General features: G+C 63.6%; 23 protein-coding genes and 1 tRNA gene. 11 read left to right on the top strand and 13 right to left on the bottom strand.

Annotation, left to right across the window (positions count from 1 at the left end):
- The first annotated feature begins 100 nt into the window (after positions 1 to 100).
- The 4 genes from rph (at position 101) to CB0205_RS0103825 (ending at position 3,331) form a co-directional block, all read left to right on the top strand.
- On the top strand, positions 101 to 835 hold the full coding sequence (gene rph / locus CB0205_RS0103840) for a ribonuclease PH (protein WP_010314499.1): 735 nt from the start codon (positions 101 to 103) through the stop codon (positions 833 to 835).
- A gap of 64 nt (positions 836 to 899) precedes the next feature.
- The gene (gene ntcA / locus CB0205_RS0103835) at positions 900 to 1,640 is read left to right on the top strand and encodes a global nitrogen regulator NtcA (RefSeq protein ID WP_029626096.1); all 741 of its coding nucleotides are present in this window, start codon (positions 900 to 902) and stop codon (positions 1,638 to 1,640) included.
- A gap of 75 nt (positions 1,641 to 1,715) precedes the next feature.
- The gene (locus CB0205_RS0103830; protein WP_010314494.1) at positions 1,716 to 2,897 is read left to right on the top strand and encodes a DUF3084 domain-containing protein; all 1,182 of its coding nucleotides are present in this window, start codon (positions 1,716 to 1,718) and stop codon (positions 2,895 to 2,897) included.
- The gene (locus CB0205_RS0103825; protein ID WP_010314493.1) at positions 2,894 to 3,331 is read left to right on the top strand and encodes a polyamine oxidase; all 438 of its coding nucleotides are present in this window, start codon (positions 2,894 to 2,896) and stop codon (positions 3,329 to 3,331) included. The genes CB0205_RS0103830 and CB0205_RS0103825 overlap by 4 nt, the downstream gene beginning before the upstream one ends.
- Here the strand turns inward: CB0205_RS0103825 and CB0205_RS0103820 are convergent.
- The 4 genes from CB0205_RS0103820 to psbH are packed head-to-tail and all read right to left on the bottom strand — an operon-like array spanning position 3,328 to position 4,689.
- Positions 3,328 to 3,585 (bottom strand): DUF3146 family protein, encoded by a 258-nt coding sequence (locus CB0205_RS0103820; protein WP_010314492.1) that lies wholly within the window; start codon positions 3,583 to 3,585, stop codon positions 3,328 to 3,330. The genes CB0205_RS0103825 and CB0205_RS0103820 overlap by 4 nt on opposite strands.
- A 6-nt stretch (positions 3,586 to 3,591) precedes the next feature.
- Positions 3,592 to 4,224: an aminoacyl-tRNA hydrolase gene (pth, locus tag CB0205_RS0103815; RefSeq protein WP_029626095.1), complete on the bottom strand. Its 633-nt coding sequence runs from the start codon at positions 4,222 to 4,224 to the stop codon at positions 3,592 to 3,594.
- 8 nt (positions 4,225 to 4,232) lie between these two features.
- Complete coding sequence (locus CB0205_RS0103810; protein WP_010314490.1) at positions 4,233 to 4,484, bottom strand: TatA/E family twin arginine-targeting protein translocase; 252 nt, start codon at positions 4,482 to 4,484, stop codon at positions 4,233 to 4,235.
- Between the two features lie 4 nt (positions 4,485 to 4,488).
- Positions 4,489 to 4,689 carry a photosystem II reaction center phosphoprotein PsbH gene (gene psbH, locus CB0205_RS0103805; RefSeq protein WP_010314489.1) on the bottom strand — a complete coding sequence of 67 codons (201 nt, stop codon included), beginning with the start codon at positions 4,687 to 4,689 and terminating at the stop codon, positions 4,489 to 4,491.
- 86 nt (positions 4,690 to 4,775) lie between these two features.
- Between psbH and psbN the strand changes: the two genes are divergently transcribed.
- Positions 4,776 to 4,916, top strand: a complete 141-nt coding sequence (gene psbN / locus CB0205_RS0103800) for a photosystem II reaction center protein PsbN (RefSeq protein WP_010314488.1) — start codon at positions 4,776 to 4,778, stop codon at positions 4,914 to 4,916.
- Here the strand turns inward: psbN and CB0205_RS0103795 are convergent.
- A complete protein-coding gene (locus tag CB0205_RS0103795; protein ID WP_010314487.1) occupies positions 4,913 to 7,891 on the bottom strand; it encodes an alpha-mannosidase in 2,979 nt (992 codons plus the stop codon). The two genes, psbN and CB0205_RS0103795, sit on opposite strands and share 4 nt — an antisense overlap.
- A gap of 100 nt (positions 7,892 to 7,991) precedes the next feature.
- On the opposite strand from CB0205_RS0103795, the gene CB0205_RS0103790 reads away from it, so the two are divergent.
- From CB0205_RS0103790 to CB0205_RS14230, 3 genes are all read left to right on the top strand, one after another.
- Positions 7,992 to 8,111 (top strand): photosystem II reaction center protein I, encoded by a 120-nt coding sequence (locus CB0205_RS0103790; RefSeq protein WP_010312075.1) that lies wholly within the window; start codon positions 7,992 to 7,994, stop codon positions 8,109 to 8,111.
- Positions 8,112 to 8,197: 86 nt separating this feature from the next.
- Complete coding sequence (locus CB0205_RS15040) at positions 8,198 to 9,319, top strand: hypothetical protein (RefSeq protein WP_198001900.1); 1,122 nt, start codon at positions 8,198 to 8,200, stop codon at positions 9,317 to 9,319.
- A 20-nt stretch (positions 9,320 to 9,339) separates the two neighbouring features.
- Entirely contained in the window at positions 9,340 to 11,460 is a 2,121-nt protein-coding gene (locus tag CB0205_RS14230; RefSeq protein ID WP_050778419.1) for a DUF3769 domain-containing protein, read from the top strand.
- Here the strand turns inward: CB0205_RS14230 and CB0205_RS14225 are convergent.
- From CB0205_RS14225 to CB0205_RS0103750, 7 genes are all read right to left on the bottom strand, one after another.
- Positions 11,454 to 11,918, bottom strand: a complete 465-nt coding sequence (locus CB0205_RS14225; RefSeq protein WP_232197226.1) for a pentapeptide repeat-containing protein — start codon at positions 11,916 to 11,918, stop codon at positions 11,454 to 11,456. The genes CB0205_RS14230 and CB0205_RS14225 overlap by 7 nt on opposite strands.
- Positions 11,919 to 12,011: 93 nt before the next feature.
- Positions 12,012 to 12,635, bottom strand: a complete 624-nt coding sequence (leuD, locus tag CB0205_RS0103775) for a 3-isopropylmalate dehydratase small subunit (protein WP_010314485.1) — start codon at positions 12,633 to 12,635, stop codon at positions 12,012 to 12,014.
- Between the two features lie 25 nt (positions 12,636 to 12,660).
- The gene (gene leuC / locus CB0205_RS0103770; RefSeq protein WP_010314484.1) at positions 12,661 to 14,070 is read right to left on the bottom strand and encodes a 3-isopropylmalate dehydratase large subunit; all 1,410 of its coding nucleotides are present in this window, start codon (positions 14,068 to 14,070) and stop codon (positions 12,661 to 12,663) included.
- A gap of 32 nt (positions 14,071 to 14,102) precedes the next feature.
- Positions 14,103 to 15,344 (bottom strand): competence/damage-inducible protein A, encoded by a 1,242-nt coding sequence (locus CB0205_RS0103765; RefSeq protein ID WP_010314483.1) that lies wholly within the window; start codon positions 15,342 to 15,344, stop codon positions 14,103 to 14,105.
- Complete coding sequence (locus tag CB0205_RS0103760) at positions 15,334 to 16,431, bottom strand: glycosyltransferase family 4 protein (RefSeq protein WP_010314482.1); 1,098 nt, start codon at positions 16,429 to 16,431, stop codon at positions 15,334 to 15,336. Before CB0205_RS0103760 ends, CB0205_RS0103765 begins: the two co-directional genes overlap by 11 nt.
- A gap of 116 nt (positions 16,432 to 16,547) precedes the next feature.
- Positions 16,548 to 17,837, bottom strand: coding sequence for a serine hydroxymethyltransferase (gene glyA, locus CB0205_RS0103755; protein ID WP_010314481.1), 1,290 nt, complete (start codon positions 17,835 to 17,837; stop codon positions 16,548 to 16,550).
- A gap of 107 nt (positions 17,838 to 17,944) precedes the next feature.
- Positions 17,945 to 18,018, bottom strand: a tRNA-Arg gene (locus tag CB0205_RS0103750).
- An 80-nt stretch (positions 18,019 to 18,098) separates the two neighbouring features.
- Here CB0205_RS0103750 and CB0205_RS0103745 point away from each other — a divergent pair.
- From CB0205_RS0103745 to CB0205_RS0103735, 3 genes are read left to right on the top strand one after another with little or no spacing between them, the layout of a single operon-like run.
- Positions 18,099 to 18,338, top strand: coding sequence for a hypothetical protein (locus tag CB0205_RS0103745; RefSeq protein ID WP_010314480.1), 240 nt, complete (start codon positions 18,099 to 18,101; stop codon positions 18,336 to 18,338).
- Positions 18,339 to 18,361: 23 nt separating this feature from the next.
- Positions 18,362 to 18,649: a DUF3181 family protein gene (locus tag CB0205_RS0103740; RefSeq protein WP_010314479.1), complete on the top strand. Its 288-nt coding sequence runs from the start codon at positions 18,362 to 18,364 to the stop codon at positions 18,647 to 18,649.
- 25 nt (positions 18,650 to 18,674) lie between these two features.
- Positions 18,675 to 18,929 carry a hypothetical protein gene (locus CB0205_RS0103735; protein WP_010314477.1) on the top strand — a complete coding sequence of 85 codons (255 nt, stop codon included), beginning with the start codon at positions 18,675 to 18,677 and terminating at the stop codon, positions 18,927 to 18,929.
- On the opposite strand, the gene murJ is transcribed toward CB0205_RS0103735, so the two are convergent.
- Positions 18,926 to 20,548, bottom strand: a complete 1,623-nt coding sequence (gene murJ / locus CB0205_RS0103730) for a murein biosynthesis integral membrane protein MurJ (protein ID WP_029626094.1) — start codon at positions 20,546 to 20,548, stop codon at positions 18,926 to 18,928. The genes CB0205_RS0103735 and murJ overlap by 4 nt on opposite strands.
- Positions 20,549 to 20,583: the final 35 nt, after the last annotated feature.

Genomic DNA, 20,583 nt, shown 5'->3' with positions numbered 1-20,583 from the left:
CTTGGGATCCTGAATGTAGCGGCGTTAGGCCGTCCGGCAAGCAACAAGCACTACCTGTAGTGCAAACACCCGTACCATCGAGGCACTGAGCCAGCCCGCGATGAGCAGCACCCAACCCAGGCGGGACGGCCGCAGCGCAACGGACCTGCGCAGCACGCGCTTCGCTTGGGATCCGATGGGCTTCGCCCTGAGTTCCGTCACGGTGTACACGGGCAACACGGCTGTGATCTGCAGCGTTTGCTTAGAGGAGGGTGTTCCGAAGTGGCGTAAAGGCTCCGGCAAGGGCTGGCTGAGCGCTGACTACCGGCTGCTCCCCGCCAGCACCCCCAGCCGGCAGCCACGGGAGCTGATGAAGCTCTCCGGTCGCACCCAAGAAATCCAACGCCTCATCGCCCGCAGCCTCAGGGCCTGCCTGGATTTGGAGGCGCTAGGGGAGCGGACCCTGCAAATCGACTGTGACGTCCTTCAAGCCGATGCCGGCACCCGCACCGCAAGCATCACTGGAGCCTGGGCCGCCTTAGCCGTCGGCCTGCAACGCCTGGAACAGCGCGGAGTGCTGGAACGATCGCCCCTGGTGGGGCAGGTGGCGGCGGTTTCCGTTGGCCTCGTGGATGGCGCCGCACTCCTCGATCTCGACTACAGCGAGGACAGCCGAGCAGAGGTCGATCTGAACGTGGTGATGAATCAAGAGCAACATTTGCTCGAAATTCAAGGCACCGCGGAGGGCGCACCCTTCAGTCGCCAACAGCTTTCCAGCCTGGTTGACCTAGCGGAAAGCGGCATCGATCAACTAATGCAGGCCCAGAAGCAGGCCTTGGCAGAGGCAGCAAATTAGTTTCAATGGCTACAGGGCGGCCCTGGACTGATCCGTAGGTTCCAGGCAACTCAGTCGCGCTGAAATGGTCGTGGCAACGCAAGGATTCAGCCGCTACTCCCCTAGCCCTACGACCGGTACGTCAGTGATCGCACCGATCGCGGGCAGTCCCCTGCCACCCAATGCCACGCTTCTGGATGTCATCCGGGGCCTGAGCGGTAGCACCACCGAGATCGTTGAGCGCGGCAAAACAATCTTTTTCCCCGGCGACCCCGCCGAAAAGGTTTATCTGCTGAAGCGGGGTGCGGTCCGGCTCTCCAGGGTCTACGAATCCGGCGAAGAAATCACCGTGGCACTGCTGCGGGAGAACAGCCTCTTCGGCGTCCTGTCTTTACTGACAGGCCAGCGTTCAGACCGCTTTTATCACTCGATTGCCTTTACTCGCGTCGAGCTGGTGACGGCTCCCGCCACCTCCGTCCGCAAGGCGATTGAGCAGGACCCGGCGGTTGGTCTACTGCTTCTGCAAGGTCTCTCCTCTCGGATCCTGCAAACCGAGACCATGATCGAAACCCTCACCCACCGCGACATGTCCTCGCGACTGGTGAGTTTCCTGCTGGTGCTCTGCCGCGACTTTGGCGTGCCCAGCAGCGAAGGGATCACGATCGACCTGCGCCTCTCCCACCAGGCCATTGCCGAAGCGATCGGATCGACCCGCGTCACGATCACCCGGCTCTTGGGCGACCTCCGCAACGACGGCCTGGTGCAAATCGACCGCAAAAAAATCACCGTCTTCGATCCATTGGCCCTCGCCAAACGTTTCAGCTAAACGGCTGAACTGGTGGCCGATCCCAGCTGCGTTCCAAGCCCCCACAACCGATACTGATCGTCGTCGCCCAACGTCGTGTCCGGCTGGATCCTGATCCTGACGTTGCTGATCCTCGGGGGAGTGCTCTCCACCCTGGGGGATCGGTTGGGATCCAAGGTCGGCAAGGCGCGGCTGAGCCTGTTCCGGTTGCGGCCCAAGAAGACCGCCGTGGTGATCACGGTGCTGACCGGCAGCTTGATCAGTGCCATCTCCCTTGGGCTGATGCTGCTGGTCAGTGATCGCTTGCGCACGGGGCTCTTTGAACTCGATCAGATCGAACAGCGCCTGCGGGACAGCCGCGATGCCCTGAGCTCAAGTCGCAAGGACCTGGCCCAAAGTCGGAGCGCCCTGCGCAGCGCAGAGAACGAGCGCAGCGAGGCCCAACGCCAACTCAAGGTGGTGGCCGAGCAGGCCAGCCGACTGCAGAAGGAACTGGCTCCCCTGATGGAGCAACGCAAACAACTGGAGGCCGAGCGCGATCGCCTGAGCCGTGACATCGCCGCGAAGGATTCCGATCTCCAGCGCAACCGCTCTGAGCTCGCCAAGCTCAACAGCAAGATCAAAAGCAGCAGCCAAGAGCTCGAGCGTCTCGAACGCAACCTGATTGCCCTACGTCAGGGTGATGTGGTGATCAGCAGTGGCCAAATCCTGGAGGTAGCCAAGGTACGGATCGAGAAGCCCAGCCAGGCCAGAGACGTGATCCACGCCCTGCTGCAGCGCACGAATTTGAACGTCTACCAGCGGGTGCTGCCAGGCGAAACACCGAACCGTCAAATCCTGTTGGTGCCGCGCAGCGACATCAGCAAATTGGAGACCACCCTCAGCAAACGCGGCGAGTGGGTCGTGAGTCTGATCTCAGCGGCCAATGTGCTCAAAGGGGAGCGTCAGGTCGTGGCCTTCCCGGATGTCAGACCCAACAAACGGGTGGTACGTAGTGGAGAACAACTGGCCACCACCGTGCTGGAGGCCGATGAGCGCTCCCCAGACCAGGTGCGTAGCCGCCTGAACCTGCTCCTGGCAGCAGCCTTTACCCGAGCCCAACGCCAAGGGGCCCTGGCCAACGGCCTTCAATTTGACCCAGCACGCCTCAATCAACTGGCTGAGGCCCTGGTCAACCGCCCCCTGGGCGAGACCGCCAAGCTCGAGGCCGTCTCCAGAGGCAACAGTGATCTGGCCGACCCGATTGCCGTCGACATTCGCTGGCAGCGCCCGCAATGACTTGGATCGGACTCGATCCCGGCCGCAGCAAATGCGGCTTGGTGCGCTCTGACCAGACCACAGGCCAGATCGAGGTTGCCGCCGTGCTCTCCCCGGAAGAGTGCTTCAAGCAGATTGCGATCTGGCGAGAGCGTCCGGGTCTTGAGGGTGTTGTGCTCGGCGATGGAACGGGCAGCAAGCACTGGCAGCGGCAACTCAACGACCTTGGCCTGGCTGTCCAGGTCATCCCTGAAGCGGGAACCACCCTGGCCGCACGAGCCCGCTACTGGCAGCTGGAGCCCCCCAGGGGCTGGCGGCGATTGCTTCCAGAAGGCCTGAGGTTGCCCCCAAGGGACTACGACGATGTCGTGGCTCAACTCTTGCTGGAGCGCCATTGGGGAACGGAGCTCAAGCGGGAACCTGGCTTGGTCGTCTTGCGCCAGCTCGCTGCCTAAAACCTGGCCCGCACGCTGAAGGCGTAGTCCCCACCCGCCTCCAGCTGGTAGTCCGTTTTCAACAGGAAGCGCAGCAGCGCGTCCTGGATCAAGGCCCGGCCGAGGGAAGGTTCCACCTGCAGCTCGCCGCGGTCAAAGAACCAGGCGAACGTCCACTCGAACCCTCCAGCGCTGACCTCACCCTCCAGCACCCGCTGGCTAAAGCTTTGGCGCAGCACCCGCAATTGCGCCGTTGTCGTGGGGAGGCGACTCACGCGGACTCAGGCAGTGGGTTGCTCGACCAGCTTGGCGGCAGAGGGAGCAACAAAACCGTTGAGCCTGTTACCAGCCCGCTCAAACCCCAGGCGCTGAATCAGATCCAGACCAGCCAAGACCTCATCAATGACCTCCTCGAGCACCGGCTGTTCGGCGACGGCAAAGCGGCCGAGGACGTGGCCGACAGTGCGCTGCTTACGCTCCACCGGATTCAAGGCAGGAGCGCCAATCCCGATGCGCAAGCGGGGGAACTCTTGGCCACCGAGATGGGCAATGGTGCTGCGAAGACCGTTATGCCCGCCAGCACCGCCCGAGAGCCGCAGGCGCAAGCGACCGAGGGGGAGATCCATGTCGTCCACCAGGATCAGCATCTGGTTGGGCTCGAAGCCAAACCAATCGAGAGCAGCACGAATCGAACGACCGCTGTCGTTCATGTAGGTCTGAGGCATCAACAGACGCAGGCGTTCGGCCCCTTGTCCCACCTCCGCAGCGAGGGCGTGGAGCTTGGACTGCTGCTTAAAGCTGCTGTTTTGACGCTTGGCCAGCTGCTCCAGCGCCATAAATCCGACGTTGTGGCGGGTTCCGGCGTACTTCTCGCCCGGGTTCCCTAAACCAACAACAAGACTCAAAGGAGCCATGGAGTCCTTCAACCGGCCGCTTGCTCGTCGTCGGCCTTGAGTTGAGGCTGGGGCTCTGAAGAAGCCTGGGTGACTTCCGCTTCCACCGTGTCGACCGCCTTTCGGAACTCCTGCTCGAATTCCTTCGAGGCCGACTGAAAACCCTTCAGGGTTTTTCCAAGGGTGCGACCCAGTTCGGGTAGGCGCTTGGGACCGAACACCAAAAGACCCACGGCGGCAATCACCGCCATCTCAGGCAATCCGATCCCAAAGACGTTCATCGGATCAGCCGATGCCGTTCCAGTTGACGGTGATGCCGTCGAGGATCAGGGACTTGTTGTACAGCTGGAGGATCACCAGCAGGAACACCAGGAACAGGGCCATGAACACGCCCATGACGGGGGTCGTGCCCCAGCCGGGCACAACCTTGCCGTACTCGGAGTTCAGGGGGCGAAGCAGATCTCCCAGGCGGGTGCGTTGAGCCATGTCGGGCTGTGCTCTCTGGCAAGGAGTAGGTCTCGTTACTGTAAGGGGCCTGGCCGCCTGAGCGGCTGGCCCCGTCGAGAGTTGTGATGGAAACCACCTCCCCAGCCATGTCCGTGGCACTGGCCGTCTTGGCTGTGCTGCTGGGCCTCACCGGCTTCGGGATCTACACCGCCTTTGGTCCTCCGTCGAAGCAGCTCAGCGACCCCTTTGACGACCACGACGACTAAACCAGCTCTAACGCGACGACCTGCCAGGGCTTGAGCACAAGAGCTCCGCTCTGCCAGGTCTCAGCATTCCCCCGGCGCCAACGCCGTGGCGAGTCCAGAGTCCAACTCTGTCGCTGAGGGCTGAGGTTCTGCAGCCGCAGCGCCAGCTGACCTGGGGTTGAGCCGGGCCTGCAGCTGAGCACGCGGATCTGGGGATTGGCTGGACCCATGCACTCCATCAAGTCGATCGGAGCGAAGACCTCCGCCTGCTGGGCCGCCTTTTGGGCCGGGCGAATCCATAGCGGTTCTCGAAAACGCTGCGCCAAACGAGGCACCCCGGCCGACGCCCACCCGGCTGCACAAGGGACCAACGCGAGCCGAAGCCGTTGGTGTCCGTTATCGGCCGAGGGGTCAGGCCATGTGGGTGCTCTGAGCAAGGACACCCCCAGCTGATCGGGGGTGGCGGAGACGCCCTGGGGCCCATCCAGCAACACCGCCAGACCACCCGCTCCGGCCTTCGCCTGACTGGCCAGCCAACTGATGGCCGTCACTTCCCAGCGTGCCTGCTCCCTGGCCGTCAGGGCCTGGGCCGGCCGCTCAAGCACCCCCGCAGAGGTATCTGCGGCATAGCGCTGAGCAACCTGCGCCAAGGGCAATTCCAGCCGCAACAGCTCATGGCGCTGGCGCCAATCGACCGACAACGCCAGCTCCAGATACGGCGAGGCGGCCCGCAGCTGAATGTCGAGTCGAAGCGTGCTTTGGCCGCAGCGGCCGCGGACGACAAAGCGGCAACAGAGCGGCCCCTGCTCCACCAGTTCCGGTGCTCCCTGCCAAGTCAAAGGCAGTGGCTGCTCGCGGTAGTCCGCCGCAATGTCCCAGGCATCCCAAAACTCGCCCTGATCGCTCCAACGGCGCCATTGCAAAGGGCCCGAGAGCTCGGGCACACCATCGGCTCCCCAGAGCTGCTGAACGCCGTCCGCCCCGATCTCGACGCGCACCAATCCGTTGTCCAGGCGCCAGTGCCCAGCGCTCGCCTCGCACACAACCGGGTCTGTGATTGCTGCCGCGGCCTGCGGCAGCCCATCCGCGCGCTCCAGAGGAACCGCCTGAACAGCCGAGTCCAAGGGGAGCTGAACCCATGTCCCACCGGCTGGACGCCCCTGACTGGGGAGCTGCTCCGGGGCCCCCTCGATGCACCAGGCGCCAGCGGGCAGGCGCAGGGTGACCCGCTCCGCAGGCTGGGGCTGGAGTTGCACCAGCCACCAAGGTTCAGCTCCGCCGCGCGCGGGCAGCAGCGCCTGCAGCCCGTGATCGCGCTGACGGGCTGCCAAGCGCCGCGCTTGGCGCCACTGCGGTTCCGCCTGCTCAAACACCTCAGGAATTGAGGTGCCTGGAAGGATGTCGTGGAACTGCTGAAACAGCAGCGTTCGCCAGTCCGCACCGGGCTGCTCGCTGCCGCGGAGGTGCAGCAGGGCCTGCACCCAATCGAGCTCCCGAAGCAAGCGCTCGAGGGTGCGGTTATGGCGCTTTTGATCCGGGCGGGTGGTTGCACAGCCGCGGTGCAGTTCGAGGTAGAGCTCGTCTCGCCAGACCGGCAATCGGCTAGCCAGGGGCTCCAGTCCCTCGAGATATCTGCGCAGGGTTCCGTGCTGCTGGGGGCAGGCCACGGGCTGCTGCTGCCAGAGGGCCAGCTGCTCCAGCATCTCGGCGGTTGGGCCACCGCCGTGGTCGCCAACCCCCGGGAGCCATAGGGCCTGATCAACACCAGTCGCCGCCTGCCACTGCTGGCGGTAGGTCTCCATCCCCTGGGGATCGCCGCCCGTACCGATGGGAGCCGTAGCCAGGGCCAACAGCTCCGAGCCATCGGCACTGCGCCAGCGAAACAGGCGATGGGGGAAAGGGTTGCTGCTGTTCCAGGCCAACTTATGGGTGCAGAACCAACGCACTCCGCTCAGCTGGGCGATGGCAGGAAGCCCGGCTGCGAAGCCAAAACTGTCGGGCAACCAACAGAGCTCATGCGTCCACTGGGGGAAGCGGCTGTGGCTGTAGGCCTGCCCCTCCTCAAACTGCCGCAGCAACGAGGGGACCCCAACCAAGACGCAATCGGTTTCCACCCAGGGGCCATTGACCGGCTCAAAACGACCCTGTGCCGCGGCCGCTTGCAGCCGGGCAAAGAGCGCCGGACGGTGCTGCTCCATCCAGGCGTAGAGCGCCGGGGTGGAGTGGGCGAAGTGGAGCTCTGGGAAACGCTCCATCAACGTCAGGGCCGAATCGAAGGTGCGAATCGCCGCCTGCCAGGTGTCCGCCACCGGCCAGAGCCAGGCCAAATCCAAATGGGCGTGGCCCAAGAGATGGAAACCGCCCGGGGGGCGAGCCTGGGCCATCCGCGCCAACAGGTTGGGAAGGGCTCCCTTCTCGAGCTCTGGCTGCAACGCTGCCAAGGCATCCCCAGAGAAACGCGAGGCGCCCAGAGACAGAGCTTGGGCCGCCAACACCCCAGTGGGGTCCGAGAGATCCGTTGGCTCCTGCTCGAGCCGGCTGTGAATCAAGGCCCCGTCGTCATGCAGCGGGGAGCGCAGCCGCAGCTCCAGCTGCAACGGCTGGCCTTCCCACCAAGGGGACGGCAGGGCCCAGCGGCAGGCGCTGTCGAACAGGTCGCCCTGGTGCACCAAGGCCCCATCAGCCCATAGCTCCACGGCATCGGCCCACCAACAGAGGGCCAGACGGGCACGCCGATCACTGCGCTGAGCCACTTGCCAGGACTCAGGGCAGACCAGCTGCAGGCGCAGGCTGATCCATCGCCCGCCGCGCGGCCAGCTCAGCAATCCACGTTGATGCCAGTCGGGGCGGTGGTATGCACCCCAGGGGTCATCCAGGGCCAAAACGCTGTCTCCGTCAGGCGCCTGCACGCTCCAGAGCGGCAGCAGGTCCCAACGGGTTTGTGCCTGAAACGTTTCAATCCAGGAGCGAACAGCGCCCTCTGGCCCCTCTGACATCGGTCAACGCGTTCACGACCCATAGGATGATGCGGCTGCCGCCGGCTCGTTCAGGGCCCATTTGGCGCTTGTCACTCCCTGTCACCCGCCGGACAGACCCATGCTTGCCCTCAAGATCTCGGTTTACTCGGTCGTTTTCTTCTTTATCGGGATCTTCGTTTTCGGCTTTCTGGCCAGCGATCCCAGCCGGACGCCCAGCCGCAAAGACCTGGAGGAGTGATCCTCAGGTGGGCTGAGCAACCGGCACCACCTCGGCCTTTTTGACCAGTTAGCCGTGGCAAGATCGCGGCCTTACGCGACCCCTTGGTGACTCAGCTCCGGAAGAGACTGATCCAAGGGGTTTCTGCATGTTCCATTGCCGCCACGAGCCTGGTCCCCTTGGGTGCTGCCTGGGCGGCAGAGCCGGCAGCGGTCACCCCTGTTTCAGTGCTCACCCAGGCCAGCGCTGATCAGTCCCCACCTGTGGTGATCAAGCTGCTCGCCAACGAGCAGGGCTTTGATCAACGCATCAACCGTTTCGTCGCGCGAGGCGATGTCCAAATTGACCTGGCCGGGGGCCGGGTTCTGGCGGATCGGCTGGAATACGAGACCGCAACACGCACCCTGCTGCTGAGCGGGCGCGTTCGCTTCCAGCGCGGTGAGCAGTACTTCCAGGCCAACAGCCTGCGTTACAGCCTGATCGAGAACAGCGGCGATGCCGATGCGGTCTATGGCGTCCTTGATTTCGACACCAGTGAGGTCGACTTCGATCTCAAGGCCTACCCCTCCGTCGCTCTGCCCTCGCTGAGCTACTGGCCAACCTCCAGCCCCTACGAGAAAGCGACGTTTGGAACAGCAACGCCAGAGCTGATTCGCAAAGGCCCCCGCGGAGAGATTCTGGTCAGTGCCGACTGGAGCAACCAAGCCAGCACGGCTGAGCTGGCGCTGACTCAATCGCCGCTCGAAAGATCCGGCGAATCACTGCTGCCGGGGTTAGCCCTCAACGGAGTCACCAGCCCCGAACAACTCCTGGGTCTACCGGAGCGCCCGGACCTCGCGGAGTGGCGCGTTCCACCGATTGCTGTTGCTCCTGCGGCTCAGTCGATGGCCTGCGCGCCACTGATCCCGCCCGTTCCGGATTGGCATCCCTATCCCCTTGCCCTCACGGCCTGGGGTTACGGACAAGCGATCGATGCCAACTTCGGCGACTCCTTCACCTTCAACGGGCGCTGGCGCCCAGAAAACGTCTGGGGCCTGAACTTCAACAAACGCCTGGTCGATGCGGGTCCCCTGGCCCTGGAATTTGACTCCAACGCCCTGCTGCACAAGACCAGCTGGCAGCCCGGCGGGGAGTTCAACAACAGCGAACCCTTTGCTCCGCTCCCCCCCAAACCTTTGGGGAGTTCACTGCAGCCCTGGGTCTACGGGCATGGCTGCAGCCCTGGCTGAGTCTGGGTTTCTTCGAAGGCGTGAGCCTTCTCACAAGCAACAGCCTCTACGAGCAGACTTTCCGCGAGAACTATCAGACCTTCCTCAATTACTTGGGCTTTGAAGTCGAGGCCCTGGTCAAACCCCAGTGGTCCGTGGTCGGCCGCCTGCATCACCGTTCTGGTGCCTACGGCACCTACAGCGGCGTCAGCGAAGGCAGCAACGCGTATCTCGTCGGGGTTCGCTACCGCTACGGCCAATCCCAGCCGCCGCGGATTGCGCCGCTGATGCCTCCGGCGGCCGGCTGTTCTGGCGCACCAAGCCCAGAGGCCGAAGAGGACATGAAGCCCCTGGCCGATCAGCTGAACGCCGTAGCTGAGGCCATGCCCTCCCAGGCCACCAGTGCTAGCCAACCCCCTGCAGTGCCAGCCCTTTCGACTGTCCCAGCCGCGGAACTCGAGGCGGAACGGCACAAGGCGATCGAAGCCACAGTCGATCAGCGCGTGAGCGACCTCTACTACGTCCGCAGCTTGAAAGTGGAGCGGCGCGCGGGAACACAGTTCGCCAGCCGCGCCGAAGAAGAGGAGGAATTCGGCACGGTTGAGCCAAGTCAGTTGGCGAACCCCAATGGGGATCAAAAACTGATTGAAGGCTTCATCAGTCGCTGGCGCTTTCAGGCGGCCCGCATCTGGATCACGCCGAAGGGATGGACCGCAAATCGCGCCGCCTTCAGCAACGACCCGTTCACGCCAGCGCAATCCTGGATCGATCTCGAGAGCGTCGTCGCTGTTCAAGAAAGCGATGAACGCACCAAGATCAGCGCCAAGCGCAGTCGCTTGATTCTTGAAAACCGTCTTCCGATTCCGATGCGGAAGAACATCGTCCTCGAAAAGGATCAACCCGCCGATAACCCTTGGGTCATTGCGGATGACGGCGTGGATCGCAGCGGCATCTACTTCGGCTACAACCTCAAACCGATTGAGCTCGTCAAAGCAAAGAGCTTTAAGAAAGCAAACGGGATTCAAGTCGATCAGCAGTCCTTGAGACTTGAGCTACAGCCTCAGTTCATGGTGGCTCGAGCTCTGAATGGGCAGGTCAATAGCTTCGTTCTCCCCGGAGATCCCATTGGCGGTCCTACAGGATCACAACCCGCTCAGATTGGCGATTTGTTTGGCGCACTCATCAAACTAAAAGGATCCATATTTGGCTACTCAACGAGCGACTTTACCGTCAGCCTGCCAACACTAAATCCCCAAAACATCGCCAACGGGACTAGGAGCTGGGGCGATTTCTCCAGGGAGATCTTCATCCCGAAACTCGGATTCATTGGAGGCGGAACTTACACCACACGACTCTTCGGGGCCTATCGCTACAAAACCTACAATGGCTCCCTAGGCCAACAGGATGTGTATTCCGCGTTGGGGGCATCTCTTGAGAAAAAAGGTGAGCTAAGGCCCTGGGGAAAGATCAACCACAACTATTACTGGCGCGCAGCCTTCGGCAATTTCCAAGGCACCGAATTCGAGACCTCCAACCTGATCGACAGCACCCGGGGCAGTTTCTATGGGGCTGTGAACAGCAGCTTGCAGCTCTGGCGAGGCAAAGCGGGGGATCGGGACAACCCCAGGACCACCCAAAACACTCCCCGTCCGATCGAGCCCGGACTTCGGCTCAACACCAACACCAACGTCCGGCTCGACTACTACGGCGACGGAACAAGCCAAAACACCATCACCCTGACCGGCGGTCCGACGCTCACCTTGGGCCGGCTTGAGAAAAACTTCTTCGACTTCACCGAGATCTCCATCTCAGGCGGCGGCAGCCTCCAGCAAGGACAAAGCCCCTTCAGCTTTGATCGCAATGTCGACCTCGCCACCCTGGCCTTCGGCTGGAAGCAACAGCTCTTTGGTCCATTGCTCTTCAGCGGTGGTATCGGCTTCAACGTCGATGGCAATTCGGGCTACTACGGCGACATCACCGGATCCTTCGCTGAGCTGATCTGGCAGCGCCGCGGCTACGAATTCGCCATCTACTACAGCCCCTACGAGCAGGTCGGTGGCGTTCGCGTGAAGCTGAACGACTTCAACTACAGGGGGACGGGCCTGCCATTTGTGCCTTACACCCCAACCGATTTCACCAAACAACGCCAGGGCCTCTATTGAGGCGGTAACGCCGGCAACGGGCTGGGTCCATCCAGCAGTTCACCGCCGACCATCACCTGGCTGCCGGTGAAATCAACACCGACAAGGATGGCCTGATCGAGCTTCAGCCCAGGGGTCAGGGCCTGAATCATCACAGCTCCGCTCAAATCGGCGCTGCTCAAGTTGGCTCTCGATAGATCCGCATTGCTCAGCCGGGTCTCCTGCAGCCGTGCAGCCTCCAAGTTGGCTCCACTGAGGTCAGCCCCCTCCAAGTTGCTGCCCCTTAGGTCAGCCCCGCGCAGATCCGCTTCACGCAGATCGATGCCGTTCAGCATCAATCCACTCAGGTCCGCCCCGCGCAGATCACAGCCTCGGCAGTCAGACCAAGCCGGAGCAACGAGCGCCGGCGCCGCCGGAAACGGCTCCACTGTCAAGGGAGCAGATCGCCCGGCGCCAGGACCGCCAATGAAAGCGAGCACTAGAGCGAGCGATCCGCCCCTCAGCCAATCGCTCGCCATGGCCCCTACGCCGCTATCTCATTCATAGACAGTGGAGCAACTGTCCGCCACGGATCAGGCGGCTTGGAACTGACGCAGATAGGGAAGGCGCTGGGCCGTGGCCTTGAGTGCGTCGTCATTGGCCAGCAACTGGCCCGTGGCATCCCACTGGCCGCTCAGCAGCATCTGCTTGGGACCCGCCGCCAAGGTCAACGCCCACTGCTGGTCGCCGCACGAGAGCGTCAAGGCCTCAACATCAACGACAAACGAAGCGGCCGCATTGGATTCAGCGACGGCCTGAATGGCCAGCATGGTGTCGTGGTCGGCTGAGAGACAGGGGATCCCCAGCGCCAAACAGTTCCCGTAGAAGATCTCAGCGAAGCTCTCGCCGACCACGGCCCGAATGCCCCAACGCATCAAGGCCTGAGGGGCATGCTCGCGGCTGGAGCCACAGCCGAAATTGCGGTTCACCAGCAGCACGGAGGCCTCTTGATGCTCCGGGCGATCAAAGGGATGGGCACCGGCCAACTCAGCGCGGTCATCAGCGAAGGCCGCGGGCCCGAGGGCATCAAAGGTGACGCACTTGAGGAAACGGGCAGGAATGATCCGGTCGGTGTCGATGTCATCGCCGCGCACCACAACGCTGGTGCCAGAGACGCGGCCGATTGAACCGGAGGGGAACGAAGTGGAGCTAGCCATCGGTTGAGAAGAAAAACGCGAGCAATCAGGCGTTGAGCAACGCGCGCACATCACTGACGCAGCCATGAATGGCTGCCGCGGCCACCATCGCTGGGCTCATCAGCAGGGTGCGGCCACTGGCAGAGCCCTGACGTCCCTTGAAGTTGCGGTTGCTAGAGCTGGCGCTGATCTGGCGACCTTCCAAACGATCAGGGTTCATGGCCAGACACATCGAGCAGCCCGGCTCGCGCCACTCAAAGCCCGCCGCTTCAAAGACCTTGTCGAGACCTTCAGCCTCAGCGGCGGCCGCCACCTGCTCGCTGCCGGGGACCACAAAGGCCTTGATCCCTTCTGCCACGTGGCGTCCCTTCGCCACCGCTGCCGCGGCCTGAAGATCGCTCAAGCGGCCATTGGTGCAGCTGCCGATGAAGCAAATATCCACGGGCAAACCGGCGATCGGGGCGCCGGGTTGCAAATCCATGTAGCGGTAGGCCTCTTCCGCCAGGGGCCGCTCATCGGGCTCGGTCTGCTCGAGGGTAGGCACGGCCTCGTCGACCCCGATCCCTTGGCCCGGGGTGATGCCCCAGGTGACCGTCGGAGCAATGGAGGCTGCGTCAAAGCGCACTTCATCGTCAAAGACCGCGTCGCTGCCGCTGGCCAAGCCACTCCACCAGCGCACCGCCTCAGCCCAGGCCTCACCGCTCGGAGCGAAGGGCCGGCCCTCGAGGTAGTCGAAGGTGACTTGGTCGGGATTGACGTAACCGCAACGGGCGCCGCCCTCAATCGCCATGTTGCAGAGGGTCATGCGCTCCTCCATCGAGAGGGCCTCAATCGCTGGACCGGCGAATTCATAGGCGTAGCCCACACCACCCTTCACCCCCAGGGTGCGGATGACATGCAACACCAGGTCCTTGGCGTAGACCCCACGCTGCAGCTGACCATCCACCCAGATTCGGCGGACCTTGAGCTTGCCCATCGCCAGGCTCTGGCTCGCCAGCACATCACGCACCTGACTGGTGCCGATGCCAAACGCAATCGCGCCGAAGGCCCCGTGGGTGGAGGTGTGGGAGTCGCCGCAGGCCACGGTCATGCCCGGCTGGGTCAAACCCAGCTCGGGTGCAATCACGTGCACGATCCCTTGGCGACCGCTGCCGATGCCGTGCAGGGTGATGCCGTGCTCGGCGCAGTTGGCCTCGAGGGTCGCCAACATTTCCTCCGCCAGGGGATCGGCAAAGGGGCGCGCCTGGGAGGTGGTCGGAACGATGTGATCCACCGTGGCGACCGTGCGCTCGGGGTGCCGCACCGCCAGGCCCAAGTCCTTCAAACCAGCAAAGGCCTGGGGACTGGTGACCTCGTGGATCAGATGCAGGCCGATAAAAAGCTGGGTGGCCCCACCCGGCAGTTGGGAGACCTGATGTAGATCCCAAACCTTGTCGTAGAGGGTGCCGGAGCTCACGCCGATGCCTGCAGCGGAATCGACGAGCCTACTCAGGCCAACTGCAGCCTCAATCGGTTGAGGGCCTCACCGGCGCTGAGGGTCTGAATCCAGGTCCGCCCGCGACTTGTACCGAAGCGCACCCCCTCGCTGCTGCAGCCATCCGGACCCGCGATCGCCAGATGCACCAAGCCCACGGGTTTCTCGTCGCTGCCACCACCGGGTCCAGCCACACCGGTAATCGCCAGCCCCCAATCAGCACCCGTTGCGCGCCGCGCTCCTTCCGCCATCGCCTGCGCGACCGGATCACTCACGGCACCGTGGGCCTGCAACAGCTCCGCCGGAACGCCCAACAGTCCCTGCTTCACGCCATTGGCATAGGCAATCACCCCACCCAGGAACACATCAGACGCCCCAGAAACAGCGGCCAAGGCCGCGCCCAATCCACCACCGGTGCAACTCTCGGCAACAGCGACCGTCTGCCCCCGCAGCCGCAGCTGTTGCAGAACAACCTCAGCCAGGCTCTGCTCATCCACACCAAAACAGCTCTGCCCGGTGCGGCGTCGGATCTCGCGCTCCACGGGCAGAAGCAGGGCTTCAGCATCCGCCTGATGCTCGGCCCTGGCCGTGATGCGCAACTTAACCTCCCCGGCACCGGCATAGGGGGCCACGGTCGGGTTGGCCTGCTCAAGCAGATCCGCCATCTCCTCCGCCAAGGCTGATTCCGAGACCCCCCAGAACCGCAGCATCCGGCTGGCAAAGACCCCCGCGGCCAAGCCGGACTGACGCAGCCAGGGGGCCGCGGTCTGCTGCCACATCGCCTTCATCTCACTGGGAACGCCCGGGAAGGTCAGGACCGTGAAGCCTGGAACTGGGCTCCAGATCATTCCCGGGGCCGTTCCGGTGGGGTTCGGCAGCACGGCAGCACCCTTGGGCAAAAAGGCCTGGCGGCGGTTGCTCGGGGAGCAGATTCGGCCGCGAGCAGACAGGCGTGCCTGGATCTCGGCCCAGATCTCGGGATGCTCCACCAAGGGGGTCCCAAAAGCAGCGGCGATGGCCTCCGTTGTGAGGTCATCGGGGGTGGGACCCAGCCCCCCGGTGGTGATCAAGACGCGGCACCGCCCAGCCGCCTGCCGCACCTCAGCCATTAAGCGCTCTCGGTTATCCCCCACCACCATCTGGCGTTGGTGGGGCACCCCAAGGGCTGCCAATTGCTCCGCAATCCAGCGGGCATTGCCGTTGGTGATGTTGCCCAGCAGCAATTCGCTGCCGATGCAGAGGAGCTCAGCCGTCAACGCCCTGGTCCTGCTGGGCCCGCTCACGGCTCAAGCTGCGGCGGCAGATCGTCACCGCCGCAATCAAGACCGCGGTGGCCAACGTCAACCAAAGGAAACGCAGTTCCGCCCCGGCAAAGACCAAAGCCAGAGCCGCCAGCCACTGGGTGAAGGCATAGATCAACAGCACCGTGCGGCGATGGCTGAAGCCCGCCCTGAGCAAGCGGTGATGCAGGTGGCGGCGATCGGGATAGAAGGGGGAGTGCCCCTCGCTCACCCGGCCCATGATCACGGCGGACATGTCCGCCAGCGGCAACGCCAGGATCAATAAGGGGAACAGCAGGCTGACGCTGGTCAAACCCTTTGCCGGGCCAATGATGCTGATGGCGGCCAAGGCAAAGCCCAAGAAATAGGAGCCGCCATCGCCCATAAAAATCTTGGCTGGATTGAAGTTGTGGCGCAGGAAGCCGAGGCAACTTCCAGCCAATGCCGCGGCCAGCAGACCAGGGGCCGGCTGAGAGAGGCTGTAGCTCACCGAAAGCAAGGCAACCGCTGCAATGCCGCTAACACCGGCGGCCAGGCCATCCAAGCCATCGAGCCAGTTGATGGCGTTGGTGATCCCCACAAGCCAGATCACGGTGAACAGCAAGCTCAGCGGTTCAGAGAGGGGAATGACCCCTGCACTGCCTGCGAAGGGCAGGTCGATGGCACCAATACGAACGCCTTGGCTCCAAACCGCCATGGCCACAGCGACCTGACCTGCGAGGCGGGGCAACGGGGGCAAGGCAAACAGGTCATCGGCCAAGCCAATGACGAAGTAGCAAAGGGAACCGGCCAGGGTGGTCCAAATCAGTGCATCCCGCTGAGGCGGCAGCTCCACAAAGCCACCCAGACGCCAGATCAAGAGCAGCCCGAGCACAAAGCCGGAAACGATGCCAACACCCCCCAGGCGCACCATCGGCGTGGTGTGCTGCTTTCTGGGGTCAGGCTGGTCAATCAGGCCCCAGCGCAGCCCGAGTTGCCGCACCAGAGGGACGATCAAGGCGGTCAGCAGTGCAGCGCTTCCGAAGGCCAGAACAGCGGCAAGATCCGGCCGGCTGGAAATCATCGAAGGCGGTGCTCAATGCAGTGCGCAGTAGCCCAAACAAAAGGCCCTGCCAGCCAAAGCTTAAGCAGGGCCTGGGAGTTCGGCGATAGCCAAGGCACCCCTGAGGGGCCAGTCGCTCAAGCGGGCTGCAGCTCGCGCTGGTGGGCGTAGAGGGGGAAGCGCTCACACAGTGCAGCGACGCGCTGGCGGCAACGCTCCTCGATGCCGGAGTCCTCGGGATTCAGCAGGCGATCGGCGATCACATCGGCCACCTCACGGAAGGCCTCTTCGTCGAAGCCGCGGGTGGTGCATGCGGCCGTTCCCAACCGCAGACCACTGGTCACGAAGGGGGACTGGGGGTCAAAGGGAACGGTGTTCTTGTTGGCCGTGATGTGCACATCGCTCACGAGGAGGTCGGCGACCTTGCCGGTCATGCCGATGCCCCGCAGATCCAACAGGACGATGTGGTTGTCGGTGCCCGCACTCACCACGTCAATGCCGCGCTCTTTGATGCGAGCCGCCAGGGCTTGAGCGTTGGCAACCACCTGTTTGGCATAGGCCTTGAAGCTGGGCTGCAGGGCCTCACCAAAGGCCACCGCCTTGGCCGCAATCACGTGCTCCAGGGGGCCGCCCTGGCTGCCGGGGAAGACGGCTTTATCGAACTGCTTGGCGAACTCCGCATCGCGGCAAAGGATCAGGCCGCCGCGGGGACCGCGCAGGGTCTTGTGGGTGGTGGTGGTGACCACATCACAGACGGGCACGGGGTTGGGGTGCACGCCCGCAGCCACCAGACCCGCGATGTGGGCCATGTCAGCCAGCAGGTAAGCGCCGACCTCATCGGCGATGGCGCGGAAGGCCTGGAAGTCGATCGTGCGGGGATAAGCGGAGTAGCCGCAGACGATCAGCTTGGGCTTGTGCTCGAGCGCCAGCTTGCGAATGGACTCGAAGTTGAGCTGCTGGGTGGTCTCATCGACGCCGTACTGGACAACGTTGAACCACTTGCCACTGACGTTGACCGGTGAACCGTGGGTCAGGTGACCGCCATGGCTCAGGTCCATCCCCATGATCGTGTCGCCGGGCTTCAACAGCGCCAGGAACACCGCGAAGTTGGCCTGAGCACCGCTGTGGGGCTGGACATTTGCCCAGGCCGCTCCAAAGAGCTCCTTGGCCCGCTCAATCGCCAGCTCTTCGATCGCATCGACGTGCTCGCAACCGCCGTAGTAGCGCTTCGAGGGCAGACCTTCGGCGTACTTATTCGTGAGAACAGAGCCCTGGGCTTCCATCACAGCCTGGGAGGCGAAGTTCTCCGAGGCGATCAGCTCCAGGTGGGTCTGCTGACGCTGCAGCTCCTTGCCAATCAGGGCAGCGATGGCGGGATCGCTGGCAGCCAAGGGGCGATTGGTGGCTGCTGCGGTGGACTCCGCCATGACAAACCAGGGCTCAGGTTGACCTGAATCGTAAGAAACCGCAGCACTGCACGCTGGCCGGTGCCTCGCCAATAAAAAAGTCGCCCCGAAGGACGACTCTTTGAAGGCGCGCCTGGAGAGATTCGAACTCCCGACCCTCTGATCCGTAGTCAGATGCTCTAATCCGCTGAGCTACAAGCGCCTGCGCTTGCAACATTCTGCCCACATCGAGGGCCCACACGTCAACCGACCAGACTGGAGTCAACGAGGAGCCGCCCAGACATGCCGATCCGTTGGTATGGCCCTGCCAACCCTGAGGACCCCACCTACCGGCACTTCAACCGGATCGTGAATCTGGTGCTGCACGGCATGGTCTTTGCCGCCCTCAACAGCGGCCTCTGGTTTGTCCAGGAAATGCGGCACCCCTGGAGCCACCTCAACTGGCTCACCAGCACCTGGGCCGTGCTGTTGATGGCCCACCTGATCAGCGTGGCCGCGCAACGTCCGAAGGCGTCATCCTGAGCGCAGCTCTGAGCTCGGCTGGCATGGCCCTCTCCCCTGGCGAGATCCGCGACCTTCAACTCGCGATTGCCGATCGCCTCTACATCCAAATCGGAGGCTGGCATCTCTACCTCGGAGACGCTGGCCTCGCCGAAACCCTTGCCATTGAATGCGCCGCCAGGCTCGATCAAGGCGCCGGTGTCTGCGCACGGCAGTCCCTCGAAGCCGTGCAAGTGCCGATTGGTGGCGGGAGCAGCAAGCTTCCCCTGGCCCGCCTGGTCCCGGCCGGACAACTGCAGGACCTGGAGGATCTGCTGGAGAACCACAGTTAGGGTTGCTCCCACCTGCCAGGGCCCAGTGCTGGTCATCGAGGTCACCAACGCTCGCGAGGTGGTGCGTCAGCGCATCGGTCGTCTGGGCAGCCGTTTGATCGGCAAAGTCGTCGATGCGGAGGCCCAGGTCGAGAAAGCCTTGATCCAAGAAATGGAAACGGCCTTTCGCGACTTCGGCATCGAAGCCCGCATCTACTCCGTCGATGGTCCAGCGATGGTCGGCAAAAGCCACCTGGAGCTACCGATCCAAGTCCGCGAGGAGCGGGTCGTCGAGCTCTAACCTCGGCCGGGCAGACGGGCACGCAGCTGACGGCCGATCTCTAGGGCCTCAGGCACCTTCGCGCCGCCTGCAATCAAGCCATAAGCCAAAAGGCCCAGGCCACCGCTGAAGCTGCACTGCAGCACTAAGCCGAGCAGATCCTGGGGCCAGGCGATTGCCTGGGCCGTCGCCCAAGCGATCAAACCAGCCACCAGAGCGGCCGCCAGCAAGAGCACGCTGTCCCGTGCCCAGTTGGCGAGCGGCATCCCTGGAACGCGGCGCTGCAGGGCCAACAGCAAACCAAAGCAGGTGATCAGATTCACGCCAACCGTGGCGAGCACCAGCCCAGGCGCCCCGAAGTTCAACGCGGGCAGCTGCAGCCCCCAGGGCGTCGGGCCACCCACCAGGACCCAATCGAACAGGGCATTCAGCGCGATCCCCGCCATCGAGAAGCGAAACGGGGTCGTGCCATCGCCGAGGGCATAAAAAACACGCACCAGCACGTCCCGCCCCAGATAGGCCGGCATCCCCACGCCATAGGCCATCAACAACCCACCCACCAGGGCCGCCGCTCCTGCGTTGAAGGCGCCGCGCTCGTAGACCAACGCGACGATGGGTCCCGCCAAAGCCACCATGAGCGCCCCAAGCGGGAGCATCGAGGCATTGGAGAGCATCAAGCCCTGTCGAATCCGAGCGATCAGCTCCGGGCGATCCCCAGGGGCGGTTAGCCGGGCAAAGACCGGCAGAAGCGGCACCAGCAGCGCATTGGAGAGCAGACCCAAAGGGGTCTGCACCAGTAGGTTCGCGTATCCCAAACCCGCCGCCGCACCGACGATCCCTGAGGCAAAGAAGAGATCGGTAAAGACGTTGATCTGCAACATCCCCGATGAGAGGGTGGCCGGACCCATGACCTGCAGCACCTCCTGAACGCCAGGGTGCTTCCAATCCCAGACCAGCTGGAATTTGTTCAGCCCCTGCTTGGCAAGGGCCGGCAGCTGAATCAACCACTGAAAGATGGCCCCCAGCAGGGTCGTTCCTGCCAAGACCGCACCGCCCAGGAAGGCGTACTGGGGAAGAGCAATGTCGGAACCCAGGTGCAACCACAGAATCCCCAGGCCGGCGATCACCGCCACGCTGGAGAGCAGGGGACTGACCGAGGGCAGCCAGAACTCATCGGCGGCGTTCAGGGCCCCAAAACCCAGCCCAATCAAGCCGGCGAACAGCGCCATCGGCGCCATCCAACGCAGCTCCAGCACCGCGATCGCATGGCGCTCGGCATCCAGCCCCGGACCCACCAGGTCGATGAGCGGATCAGCAGCCACAAACAACAGCAGGGTGACGCCAATCAGCGCCGCACCGACCAGGGTGTTGATGGCGGCGAGGACATGGGCACCTTCTTCGCGGGGACGACGGGCCAAGGCGCTGACCATGGCGCTGTGGAACGGGCCGTTAATCCCTCCGAGCAGGATCAACAGAAAGCCCGGGAGCACATAGGCGTAGTTGTAGGCGTCGTAGGCCGCCCCCACGCCAAAGGCAGCGGCGATGGCCTGCTGGCGCACCAGGCCAGCCAATTTGCTGAGGGCCGTTGCGACCGCCACGATGAGGGCGATTCGCCGCAGTGAGCGGTTGGATTGGCTCATCGAGGCGCCGCAGGGCCCAAACTCGGGCGATTCTT

This window comes from Synechococcus sp. CB0205 (genome assembly GCF_000179255.1).
Classification (GTDB): domain Bacteria; phylum Cyanobacteriota; class Cyanobacteriia; order PCC-6307; family Cyanobiaceae; genus Vulcanococcus.
This window is presented reverse-complemented; position numbering and strand designations above follow the sequence as displayed.